An 11944-nucleotide genomic window follows, 5' to 3' on the forward strand; every position below is an offset into this window, starting at 1 on the left:
GGCGGATGCTTCCGTTGATGAAGATGTTTTGGTGAACCTAGCGCCAAATCCTGACGCAAACCTCTTGATCAACAGGGGACGGCGGGGAGGGCGGGGTTAGGGGGCGGGGAGGGTGGTGTTCCAGAGGGAGGCGCCGTCGCGGTCGCGCAGGTGAACTGTCAGGGCCGCCGACTCGCCGTCGATCGACACCTCGCCGAAGTGCTGGAAGCCCTCGGCCGGCGAGGTGTTGGCGCGCGGCGGGGCGTGCACGAAGACCGCCTGCGGGCCGAACGTGCCGTCCAGGGCGTTCGGGCCGAACGCGCCGGCGTGCGCCGGACCGGAGACGAACTCCCAGAACGGCGTGAAGTCACCGACCGCCGCCCGGGACGGGTCGTAGTGGTGCGCGGCGGAGTAGTGCACGTCGGCGGTGAGGAAGACCATGCCGGTCACCTGAGCCCGGTGGGTGGCCCGCAGCACCTCCGCGAACTCCAGCTCACGACCGAGCGGCGCACCGGGGTCGCCCTGCGCGACGCCCTCCTGCGCGCCCGGACCGTCCGGCACCACGACCCCGATCGGCAGGTCGTTGGCGATCACCTTCCAGGTCGCCGTAGAGCGCTTCAGCTCCCGGATCAGCCACTCCCGCTGCTCGCGGCCGAGCAGGCTACGCTTCGGGTCGGCGTACGTGTTGCCGTCGTTGGGGTCCTTGTGGGTGCGCATGTCGAGCACGAACACGTCCAGCAGCGGCCCGTACGAGATCCGCCGGTACAGCGGCCCGTCGTCCGGCACGGGCAGCCACTCGTGGAACGCCTGACTGGCCCGCGCGGCGAGCACGTCGACCCGCTGCTCGGTGTAGCGCGGGTCGTCCAGGATCTCCCCCGGGTACCAGTTGTTGAGGACCTCGTGGTCGTCCCACTGGTTGATCTGCGGCACCGCCGCGGCGAACTCCCGCAGGTGCGCGTCGAGCAGGTTGTAGGCGAACTGTCCCCGGTACTCGGTAAGCGTCTCGGCGACCTTGCTCTTTTCGGGGGTCACCAGGTTGCGCCAGATCCGCCCGTCGGGCAGCGTGACCGACTCGACCAGCGGGCCGTCGGCGTACACGGTGTCGCCGCTGCACAGGTAGAAGTCCGGACGGGCCTCCCGCATCGCCCGGAAGATCGACAGTCCGCCGTAGTTGGGGTCGATCCCCCAGCCCTGCCCGACGATGTCCCCGGTCCAGACGAACGTCACGTCGCGCCGCCGGTGCCGGCCCGGCGCGGTGGTCAGCGACCCGGTCAGCGGCTCGCTGACCACCCCGTGCCGCTCCAGACTCTCCACCCGGACCCGGTAGTGCAGCCGCTCGGCGTCCGGCAGGCCGCGCAGCCGCACCTTGCCGGTGAAGTCTCCGCTCGGGCCGAGCACCGGGCCACGCAACTGCCGCGCGCCCCGGAAGTCGGGCCGCCGGCTCACCTCGACCAGCATCCGGCCCGGGCGGTCGGCCCGCGTCCAGACCAGCGCCGAGTCGGCGGTCACGTCGCCGCTCTGCACGCCGTGGGTGAGCACGGGGCGTCCCGCCGGGCGCCAGGCCGGGGCGGCGTTCGCGCCGGCGCCGCCCAGCAGCGCGCCGCCGGCGACTCCGGCCCCGGCCACCAAGCCGGCCCGCAGCAGGGTACGTCGATCAAGCTCGGTCATGCTTCCTCCCGGTCATGGTTGACCCCGTCGGTCTACCGGGCGGAGATGACCGCGATCGGCGGCCCGGATGACCGGGGTCCGAACGCCGGTTGTCCGGCCGGAACGGCCGCACGCTCCGCTCTGGACGACAGTCGCCGCTTGACCCCGTTGGCGGGCTCGCGCAAACTTCGCCGGTGCGTCCGCTCGATTACGACGAGTTCCAGGCCATGCGACGCTTTCCCGCCCTGGACGGCCTGCGGGCCGTGGCGGCCGTCATGGTCTTCGCCTTCCACTTCGGTGGCCCGTCCTGGGCCTGGCTGACGGGCTGGATCGGCGTCCACCTGTTCTTCGTGCTCTCCGGTTTCCTGATCACCACGCTGCTGCTGCGGGAGGAGCACCGGTACGGGCGGGTCTCACTGCGCGCGTTCTACCTGCGGCGGTTCTTCCGGATCATGCCGGTGTACCTGCTGGTGCTCTTCCTGACCTGGGCACTGGCCCGGCTCAGCGGCACGGCCGACGCGCTGGAACGCTCGCTGGCGTACTACCTGCTCCTGCTCAACGACTTCCTGCCGGCCGGCGCCCCGTACCTGCACTCCTGGACGATCGGGATCGAGCAGAAGTTCTACCTGTTCTGGCCGGCCATCGCGTTCGTGCTGGTGACCACCGTCTTCCGCCGCCGACTGGCCGTCACTCTCGGCCTGCTCGTGCTCCTCGTCGCGTTGATCCCGCCGGAGATCGCGTGGCTGAGCTGGCCGATCCACTACGTGGCGATCCTGCTCGGCTGCCTCATCGCCGTGATCATGCAGCACCCCCGGGGCTTCGCCCTGCTCCGGCCGCTGACCCACCCGATCACGGCCAGCGCGGTGATCATGGCCTTCGTCGCGGTCCAGGTGGCCGTGCGGTACTGGCCGGCCCGGCTCGGCCCGGAGGCGCTGATCGGCAGCTACGCCGCGGCGGCCGCCCTGCTGCTGCCGGCCCTGCTGTCGCGCAGCCTCCTCGCGCGCGTACTGGCGCTCCGTCCACTGGTCTTCGTCGGCGAACGGTCGTACTCGATGTACCTGGTCCAGTCCATCGCGGCGGGGGTGGCGATCGGGTTGCTGCCCACGAGGGGGCGCCACGGCACCGTCATCTTCGTGGGCGCCGTGGTGGTGGGGCTGATCCTCGCGGACGTGCTCTACCGGTGGGTCGAGCTACCCGCGATCGGGGTGGGGCGGCGGCTCGCCGCCCGCGTCGCGCGGCCCGCGTCGCGCGACGACGACCGACCGGTGGACACCGTCGATGACAGCCCCCGGATCCCCCGCCCGCGCGAGGTGCTGGCCGACACCGTTCCGACGGCCTCCGGCCGGGCCCACCGCCACGCGTGACCGGGGTCACCACCGCGGTTGTCACGGCACGCCCCGGTCGAACCGTCGTTGCGGTGTCGGATCGAACAGGGAGTTGGTCATGCAACGAATGAGGCTCTTCGAGGTCGCGCCGCAGGGATACCAGGCCGTGTCGGGCCTGGAGAAGTACGTCCAGGCGAACGTCGACCACACCGTGCTGGAGCTGGTCAAGCTGCGGGCGTCGATGCTGAACGGCTGCGCGTTCTGCGTGGACATGCACAGCCGCGACGCCCTCGCCGCCGGCGAGTCGAGCCGGCGGCTGTTCGCGGTGGCCGCCTGGCGGGAGGCGCTGTCGTTCTTCGACGAGCGGGAGCAGACCGCGCTGGCGCTCACCGACGCGGTGACCCGGCTCGGCGAGCACGGGGTGTCGGACGAGGTGTGGGACGCCGCAGCGAAGGTCTGGCCGGAGAAGGAACTGGCCGATCTGGTCCTCGCGATCGCCACAATCAACGTGTGGAATCGTATCGCCGTGACCACGCACACGGAGCCCCCGGCGCAGGTGTGACGACCGAGGCGGCAGAGGCGGCCGGTGCGCTCCAGGCGCACCGGCCGATGCTGCTCGGGCTCGCCTACCGCCTGCTCGGCAGCCGGCACGACGCGGAGGACGTGCTCCAGGAGGCGTACCTGCGGTGGCTGGGCGTGGACCGCGCCACCGTGGCCGAGCCGCGCCGCTACCTGTCCCGGGTGGTCACCCGGCTGGCGATGGACCGGCTCCGGGCCCGGCAGGCGGCCCGCGAGACCTACGTCGGGCCGTGGCTGCCCGAGCCGGTGCCGACCGAGCCCTCGCCGTTCGGCCCGCTGGACCGCGCGGAGCTGCGCGACTCGCTGTCCACCGCCCTGCTGCACGTGCTGGAGCGGCTCACCCCGCCGGAGCGCGCGGTGTACGTCCTGCACACCGCGTTCGACCTGCCGTACGCCGAGATCGCGGAGATCCTGGACCGGACCCCCGAGGACTGTCGACAGCTGCACCACCGGGCGGCCACGCGGGTACGCCAGGAGCGCCGCCGCTTCACCGCCAGCCGCTCGGAGCGTGAGCGGCTGCTGGAGGCGTTCCTCGCCGCCGCCCGGAACGGGGACCTGGCGACGCTCACCAGTCTGGTGGCCGCGGACGTCACGGCGTGGAACGACGGCGGCGGCCGGGTGCGTTCCGCCCGCAACCCGCTGCGGGGCGCGGACCGGGTCGCCCGGTTCTACGCCGGGATCTACGGCCCACGCCGCGAGTGGGCGGCGCGTCGGCTGGAGTTGAACGGCGAACCCGCCATCCTGCTCACCCGCTCCGACGGCGGCCGGTACACGCTGACCGTCACCGCCGCAGCCGGCCGGATCACCGGGATCTACGTCGTGGGCAACCCGGAGAAGCTGCCGCCGGTCGACTGAACCCCCGGCGCCGTCAGCTCAGCTCAGCTCGGGGAACCAGAGCCCGATCTCGCGCTTGGCGCTGTCCGTCGAGTCGGAGGCGTGTACCAGGTTCTCCCGGTTGGACAGCGACAGGTCGCCCCGGATCGTGCCGGCGGCGGCCCTGCGGCCGTCGGTCGCGCCGACCAGCCCACGGACCACGTCGATGACCTGGTCGCCGGAGAGCACCAGGGCGACCAGCGGGCCACCGGTCATGAAGTCCTTCAGCGGCGGGTAGAACGCCTTGTCGACGTGCTCGGCGTAGTGCGCGTCGGCCAGCGCGGCGTCCATCGTCCGGTGCACCATCGCGTCGATCCGCAGCCCCTTGCGCTCGAAGCGGGAGAGGACCTCGCCGACCAGGCCGCGGCGGACCGCGTCGGGCTTGATCAGCACGAGGCTGCGCTCATCCGGGCTGTTGCTGGACACGCTGGGTTCCTCCTGTACGCGCGGAACGCTTGGGATCGGTACGGTCAGCCTAGCGACCCGGTCCCGGCGCCGGCGCGGCGGCCGGTCTTTCCCCCGGTGGCCGATCCGGCCTAGCCTGGCCCTGACCCCCGGGAGGTCCACTGTGGCGAATGGCGGGAACCGGCCCATCGCGCCGGTACGCAAGCTCATCGGCACGGTGCTCGGCACCGTGGCCACCTTCGTCGTCCTCTTCGGGCTGGGCATGACCAGCTGGGCCATCGTGGCCCTCGGGGTCGCCCTGCTGGTGCTGGCGATCGCGCTGGCTACCGTACGCGGCGGCGGGCGCACCTGGGTGGTCGGCGTGGCGCACGTGCACAGCGCCTCCGAACCACCCACCCAGTACGCGTTCGGCCGGTGCGAGCTGCAACTGGTCATCGACGCGCCCGGTCTGCCGCCCCGATCCAAGAAGATCATCGAGCCGCGGGTGCCGGTCTCGAAGTGGCCGTCGCTGGGTCAGACCCTGCCGATCCGGGTCGCGTTGGACGACCAGCGGCACGTCAAGGTTCTCTGGGACGAGGTGCCCACCCACGCCGAGACCGCGGCGGCCGTCGCCGACCTCCCACCGGAGTTCGGCGACATCGACGCCGTGGACGACGTGCTCATCCAGCAGGACGCCCCGCCGTGGGCCGACCGCGCGACGGACGACGACTTCCGGGACGCGCGCGACAGCGAGGGGTTCCTCGACCCGCGTGGCCGCGACGGCGACCCCTTCCGCGACGCCCGCGACGGTGACCCGTTCCGTGACCCACGCGGCCCCGAGGTGTTCCGTGACCCGCGCGGCCCCGACCCGCTGCGCGACGACCCGGCGGTCGCGCCCGACGAGCGCGAGCCGGTGGTGATGAGCCAGAGCCCGGGCGGCCCGGTGGTGCTCGAAGGCGTCGTCGTCGAGCCGCAGCCCGGCGCGGGGCTGCCCCGACGGGCCACCCCCGCACCGCGCCCACCGGCGGAGGAGCACTTCGACCAGCCCGGCGCGGACCCGCTCGCCCCGATCGACGACCGCGTCGACCAACCCGACGACCGCGTCGACCCGGCGCCCGACGACCGGCCCGCGACCGCCGAGGCCCGCCTCGACCCGCCCGCCGCGCCGCGCGTCGATCCACCTCCGGCGCAGCGCACCGGCCCGGTCGCCATGGATCCGCTGGACCCGCTGGACCTGCCGCTGGACGATCCGGCCCCGACCGGAAAGGCCCGCGAGACCGTCACCGCCGAGGACCTGGACGAGGCGATCTTCGGGTACGACGGCGCGTCCGCGACTGATCCGGCCGGCCCGATCAGCGGTGTCGGCCTGACCCTGCTGGTCACCGACCTGTCCCGGTCGCTCGGCTTCTACCGCGACATGCTCGGCTTCAGCGAGGTCGACCAGGGCGCCGGCAACGCCGTGCTCGCCTTCGGCACGACCCGGCTGGTGCTGCGCGAGGTGACCGGGGCGGCGCCGATCAGCCGCCGACTGGTGCACGTCAACCTCGAGGTGGACGACATCGAGGCGGCGTACGGCCGGCTGCGCGACTCCGGGGTCCGCTTCACGTACGCGCCCCGGGTGGTCAACCGGGGCAGCAGGCTGGAGGTGTGGGCGGCTGCCTTCCGGGACCCGGACGGCCACGGCATCGCCCTCACCCAGTGGCGCGAACGCGCCGACGCCTGACCCGGCCGGTCCTCCCGGAGCATCGCCGGACGAGTCGGCGTGTCAGCCGAGGATGACCCGGCGGACGTGCAGCGCGTACGCCCAGACCAGGGCGAAGATGATGCCCAGCACGAGCAGCGACCAGTGCAGCAGACCGGCCAGCATCAGCAGGCCCTGCAGCACGGTGCCGGCGTGCCAGGCCCAGGGGCGGCGCATCATGCCGGCGAGCAGGACGGCGGCAACCGCCAGGGCCACCACCGCCGCGATCGCGGCCCCGCCGAGGTCGCCACCGACCACCCGGATCGGCTGGATGGCCAGCAGCAGCACCAGCGCCTCCAGGCTGAGCGTCCCAGCGCCCAGGCCGCGTACCGCCCGCTCCGGGTTGCGCAGCCCGGAGCGCCGCGGCTGCCCGGCCTCCGACTCCCCCACTGACGATCCGGCCGCGCCCTGCTCGGTGGACGAGCCCGCCTCGCCGCGCGACGAGCCCGCCTGGCCGCCCGACGGGCCGGTCGGGTCGTCGGTGGCGCGTGGGCCGCGCTCGGGGCCGGTCATCGCTTCAACAGCCGGCGGGCGTCGGCCACCGTGACCACCGAGCCGGTCACCAGGACCCCGACGCCGCTGAGCTCTCCGGGGACGTCCTCCTCGGCCAGTGCGACCGCCAGCTCGATGGCGTCCGGCAACTCCTCGGCCGACTCCACCCGCTCCTCGCCGAAGACCTCCTCGGCCAGCGCGGCGAGCTCCGCCGTCGGCATCGCCCGCGGCGAGCTGTTACGGGTGACCACCACCTGGTCGACCACCGGCTCCAGCAACTCCAACAGGGCTTCCGCGTCCTTGTCGGCGAGTACGCCGACCACCGCCACCAGCTTGCTGAACGCGAACTCCTCCTGGAGTGCGGTCACGGTGGCGGCCATGCCGTGCGGATTGTGCGCGCCGTCCAGCAGGATGGTCGGCGCGTTGCGTACCCGCTCCAGCCGCCCGGGGGAACTGGTCGAGGCGAAGGCCTCCCGGACCGCGTCGACGTCCAACTGCCGTCGGCTCCCGGCGCCCAGGAACGCCTCCACGGCGGCGAGCGCCACCGCGGCGTTCTGCGCCTGGTGCGCGCCGTGCAGCGGAATGAAGATGTCGTCGTAGATGCCGCCCAGGCCTTGGAGGCTGAGCACCTGCCCGCCGACCGCGACAGCCCGGCCCAGCACGCCGAACTCGGCGCCCTCCCGGGCGATGGTGGCGCCCACCTCGGCACAGCGGTCGAGGAGTGGCCGCGCGGCCTCCTCCTCCTGCGCCGCCGCGATCACTGTGGCGCCCGGGTGGATGATGCCGGCCTTCGCCAGCGCGATGTCCTGGAGGGTGTCGCCGAGCCACTCGGTGTGGTCCAGGCCGATCGGGGTGATCACGCACACCCCGGCCTGGATGACGTTCGTGGCGTCCTCGGCGCCGCCGAGTCCCACCTCGACCACGGCGATGTCGACAGGCGCGTCGGCGAACGTGGCGAACGCCAGCGCGGTGGTCATGTCGAAGTACGTCAGCGGCTCGTCCGACCGGGCGTCTACCAGCTCCGCCAGCGGCTTGATCTCCCGGTACACCGCGGCGAACCGCTCCTCGCTGACCGGCTCGCCGTCCAGGCTGATCCGCTCCCGCACGGTCTCCAGGTGCGGGCTCGTGTACCGGCCGGTGTGCAGCCCGAACGCCCGCAGCAGCGAGTCGATCATCCGCGCGGTGGACGTCTTGCCGTTGGTGCCGGTCAGGTGGATCGCCGGGTACGCCCGCTGCGGGCTGCCGAGCAGGTCGAGCAGCGACTCGATGCGGTCCAGCTCGAAGACCATGCGGGTGAAGCCGCGGGCGTTCAGCTCGGCTTCGGCGGCGGCGAAATCGGTACGGTCGGTCACGAGGGCAGTGTCTCCAGAGCAGCGTCGATCCGGACCAGGTCGGCCTCGGCGGTGGCGAGCCGGTCGCGGATCTTCGCGACGACCGGCTCGGGGGCCTTGCCGATGAAGGCAGGGTTGTCGAGCTTCGCTCGGGCCTGCGCGACCTCCTTCTCGGCGGCCGCGCGGTCCTTGGTCAGCCGGGCCCGCTCGGCGGCCACGTCGATCGACCCCCGGGTGTCCAACGCGACACCGACCGCGCCGGGCATGGCCAGCGTCGCGCTGGCCTGGAAGTCGTCACCGGCCGCGTCCAGCCGGACCAGCGACCTGATCAGCGGCTCGTGGGCCGCGATGCCGGCCCCGGCCAGCCCGTCCAGGCGGGCGGCCACCCGCTGCGTCGGGCGCAGCCCCTGGTCGGAACGGAACCGGCGGATCTCGGTGACCACCCGCTGCACGGCGGCCAGCTCAGCCTCGGCGGCGTCGTCGACCAGCGACCGGTCGGCCACCGGCCAGGCGGCGGCCTGCACCGTCTCGCCGCCGGTCAGCGCGAGCCACAGCTCCTCGGTGACGAACGGGATGACCGGGTGCAGCAGCCGCAGCAGCTGGTCGAGCACGTGCCCGAGCACCCGCCGGGTGGCGTCGGCCCGCTCGCCGCCCTCGGCGAGCACCGGCTTGCTCAGCTCGACGTACCAGTCGCAGACGTCGTCCCAGGCGAAGTGGTAGAGCAGGTCGCACACCTTGGCAAACTCGTACGCCTCGAACTGCTCGTCGACCTCGGCGGTGACGTGCGCCAGCCGGGACAGGATCCACCTGTCGACGGTGGAGAGCTGCTCGACCGGCGGCAGGTCGCCCGTGGTGTGCGCGCCGTTCATCAGGGCGAACCGGGTGGCGTTCCAGAGCTTGTTGCAGAAGTTGCGCGAGCCCTGGCACCACTCTTCGCTGACCGGGACGTCCTGACCGGGGTTCGCACCCCGCGCCAGGGTGAACCGGGTGGCGTCGGCACCGTACCTGTCGATCCAGTCCAGCGGGTCGACCACGTTGCCGAACGACTTCGACATCTTCTTGCCGAACTGGTCACGCACCATGCCGTGCAGCGCGACCACGTCGAAGGGCGGCCGGCCGTCCATCGCGTACAGGCCGAACATCATCATCCGGGCCACCCAGAAGAACAGGATGTCGTACCCGGTGACCAGCACGCTGGTCGGGTAGAACTTCGCCAGGTCCGGGGTCTCTTCGGGCCAGCCCAGGGTGGAGAACGGCCACAGGCCGCTGGAGAACCAGGTGTCCAGGACGTCCTCGTCCTGGTGCCAGCCCTCGCCGGTCGGGGCCTCCTCGTCGGGGCCGACGCAGACGATCTCGCCCGCCGGGCCGTACCAGACCGGGATGCGGTGCCCCCACCACAGCTGGCGGGAGATGCACCAGTCGTGCATGTTGTCGACCCAGGCGAAGTAGCGCTTGGCCAGCTCGGCCGGCTCGATGCGCACCCGGCCGCCGCGGACCGCGTCGCCGGCGGCCTGCGCGAGCGGGGCGGTGTTGACGAACCACTGCAGCGACAGCCGCGGCTCGACAGTCGTCTTGCAGCGCGAGCAGTGCCCGACCGCGTGCACGTACGGCCGCTTCTCGGCGACGATCCGGCCCTGCTCCCGCAGCGCGGCCACGATCGCCGGCCGCGCCTCGAACCGGTCCAGCCCCTCGAACGGGCCAGGCACGGTGATCACACCGCGCTCGTCCATCACGGTCAGCGCGGGCAGGTCGTGGCGCTGGCCGATCTCGAAGTCGTTCGGGTCGTGCGCGGGCGTCACCTTCACCATGCCGGTGCCGAAGCTCGGGTCGACGTGCGCGTCGGCGACGATCGGGATCCGCCGGCCGGTGAGCGGCAGCTCGACCTCGGTGCCGATCAGGTGCTGGTAGCGCTCGTCGTCGGGGTGCACCGCGACGGCGGTGTCGCCGAGCATCGTCTCGGCCCGGGTGGTGGCCACCACGACCTCGTCGCTGTAGCGGATGGAGATCAGCTCACCGTCGTCGTCGGTGTGCTCGACCTCGATGTCGGAGAGCGCGGTGAGGCAGCGCGGGCACCAGTTGATGATCCGGTTGGCTCGGTAGATGAGGCCGTCGTCGAAGAGCTTCTTGAAGATCGTCTGGACGGCGCGGCTCAGCCCCGCGTCCATGGTGAAGCGCTCACGGTCCCAGTCCACGGAGTCGCCGAGGCGGCGCATCTGGCCGAGGATGGCGCCGCCGGACTCGGCCTTCCACTGCCAGACCCGCTCGACGAACTTCTCCCGGCCGAGGTCGTGTCGGGAAAGGCCCTCGGCGGCGAGCTGACGCTCGACCAGGTTCTGGGTGGCGATGCCGGCATGGTCCATGCCGGGCAGCCACAGCGCCTCGAAGCCCTGCATCCGCTTCCGCCGGGTCAACGCGTCCATGAGCGTGTGCTCGAACGCGTGGCCCATGTGCAGCGAGCCGGTGACGTTCGGCGGCGGGATGACGATGGTGAAGGGGGGCTTGTCGCTGTCGGCGGAGGCCCGGAAGTGCCCAGCGGCTACCCACTGCTCGTACCGTCGCTGCTCTACCTCGCCGGGCTGGTACTGGCCGGCGAGGGTCGGGGCGTCGGGGCGTCGGGCATCCAGTCTCTCGGTCACCTGACAAGTCTACGGAGGGCTTCCGCGGACCTGACGTGCGCCACCTGCCGTTCGCGTACGGTGTCGGCTATGTCCGACGCACATCTCACCGAACGTTCGCTCGACGACAGTCGCGAGCCGGTCGAACTGACCGAGGAGCCCATCCAGCTGAGCACCCGGGACACCGGGGGCGACCCCGACGAGCGCTCCGGCGGCTGGTCCCGGCGCCGCAAGATCGGTTGGGCGGTAGCGCTGGTCGTGGGTCTCGCGGGTGCGGGCGTACTGGGGGTCGGCGGGTGGCGCGTGGCGCAGCAGAAGGACACCCGGCTGAATTCACCCGATCAGGTGGCGGGGTTGACCCGGGACGACAGCGAGCGGGCCAAGAGCACGGCGGACTATCTACGCAGCGGCCTGGCCGCCGACATCGAGCTGGACCGCAGTTTCGGCACCGTCTACCGCGACCCCGCCGACGACAAGCGTTCGGTGCTGATCTTCGGCGGCACCACGCTGCTCTGGCAGCCCGAACGCGACCTGGACAGCCTCTTCGGCCTGATGTCCGACGAGACCGGCGCGGTGACCGGCCTGCGCGAGGTGCCCGCGGGCGACCTGGGTGGCGTGATGAAGTGCGGCAGCACCAGTGGCGACGGCGGCGACTTCGCGGTGTGCGGCTGGGCGGACCACGGCAGCGTCGTGATGGCGATGTTCCCCGGTAGGTCGGTGACCGACGCCGGCGCCCTGTTCCGCGACCTTCGCGGGGACATGCAGACCCGCGACTGATCCGCGCCCGCCCGGCGGTGTGACCTCGTTGAGCGACGCGCCTTCCCGGATATCGGGTGTCCGCAACTGCGGAAGCGCCCGATATCAGCGGCGCGGAGTCGGGGAAACGCAGAAAAGGCCACCCCTGTTGGGGGTGGCCTTTTCTGGAAGATTGTCCGGCGGTGTCCTACTCTCCCACACCCTCACGAGTGCAGTACCATC

General features: G+C 72.3%; 10 protein-coding genes. 5 read left to right on the plus strand and 5 right to left on the minus strand.

Annotated features, from left to right (window positions below; genetic code table 11):
• Positions 1-96: 96 nt before the first annotated feature.
• On the minus strand, positions 97-1647 hold the full coding sequence (locus ABZU46_RS27995) for an alkaline phosphatase D family protein (protein ID WP_354862403.1): 1551 nt from the start codon (positions 1645-1647) through the stop codon (positions 97-99).
• Between the two features lie 173 nt (positions 1648-1820).
• Here ABZU46_RS27995 and ABZU46_RS28000 point away from each other — a divergent pair, with 173 nt between their 5' ends.
• From ABZU46_RS28000 to sigJ, 3 genes are all read left to right on the plus strand, one after another.
• Entirely contained in the window at positions 1821-2990 is a 1170-nt protein-coding gene (locus ABZU46_RS28000; protein WP_354862405.1) for an acyltransferase, read from the plus strand.
• 79 nt (positions 2991-3069) lie between these two features.
• On the plus strand, positions 3070-3513 hold the full coding sequence (locus ABZU46_RS28005) for a carboxymuconolactone decarboxylase family protein (protein ID WP_354862407.1): 444 nt from the start codon (positions 3070-3072) through the stop codon (positions 3511-3513).
• Positions 3510-4385: an RNA polymerase sigma factor SigJ gene (sigJ, locus tag ABZU46_RS28010; protein WP_354862408.1), complete on the plus strand. Its 876-nt coding sequence runs from the start codon at positions 3510-3512 to the stop codon at positions 4383-4385. Before ABZU46_RS28005 ends, sigJ begins: the two co-directional genes overlap by 4 nt.
• An 18-nt stretch (positions 4386-4403) precedes the next feature.
• Here the strand turns inward: sigJ and ndk are convergent, their stop codons facing one another.
• A complete protein-coding gene (gene ndk / locus ABZU46_RS28015; protein WP_354862410.1) occupies positions 4404-4829 on the minus strand; it encodes a nucleoside-diphosphate kinase in 426 nt (141 codons plus the stop codon).
• A 142-nt stretch (positions 4830-4971) separates the two neighbouring features.
• Between ndk and ABZU46_RS28020 the strand changes: the two genes are divergently transcribed.
• On the plus strand, positions 4972-6510 hold the full coding sequence (locus ABZU46_RS28020) for a VOC family protein (RefSeq protein ID WP_354862412.1): 1539 nt from the start codon (positions 4972-4974) through the stop codon (positions 6508-6510).
• Positions 6511-6552: 42 nt separating this feature from the next.
• Here the strand turns inward: ABZU46_RS28020 and ABZU46_RS28025 are convergent, their stop codons facing one another.
• The 3 genes from ABZU46_RS28025 to ABZU46_RS28035 are packed head-to-tail and all read right to left on the minus strand — an operon-like array spanning position 6553 to position 10987.
• Entirely contained in the window at positions 6553-7041 is a 489-nt protein-coding gene (locus ABZU46_RS28025) for a DUF4233 domain-containing protein (RefSeq protein WP_354862413.1), read from the minus strand.
• Positions 7038-8372, minus strand: a complete 1335-nt coding sequence (locus ABZU46_RS28030) for a folylpolyglutamate synthase/dihydrofolate synthase family protein (RefSeq protein ID WP_354862415.1) — start codon at positions 8370-8372, stop codon at positions 7038-7040. Before ABZU46_RS28030 ends, ABZU46_RS28025 begins: the two co-directional genes overlap by 4 nt.
• Positions 8369-10987, minus strand: coding sequence for a valine--tRNA ligase (locus ABZU46_RS28035; RefSeq protein WP_354862416.1), 2619 nt, complete (start codon positions 10985-10987; stop codon positions 8369-8371). The genes ABZU46_RS28030 and ABZU46_RS28035 overlap by 4 nt, the downstream gene beginning before the upstream one ends.
• A 69-nt stretch (positions 10988-11056) precedes the next feature.
• Here ABZU46_RS28035 and ABZU46_RS28040 point away from each other — a divergent pair, with 69 nt between their 5' ends.
• Positions 11057-11743, plus strand: a complete 687-nt coding sequence (locus tag ABZU46_RS28040) for a hypothetical protein (RefSeq protein ID WP_354862418.1) — start codon at positions 11057-11059, stop codon at positions 11741-11743.
• The last annotated feature ends 201 nt before the right edge of the window (positions 11744-11944 follow it).

Source organism: Micromonospora sp. NPDC005197 (assembly GCF_040608295.1).
In the GTDB taxonomy this organism is placed as follows: Bacteria; Actinomycetota; Actinomycetes; order Mycobacteriales; family Micromonosporaceae; genus Micromonospora.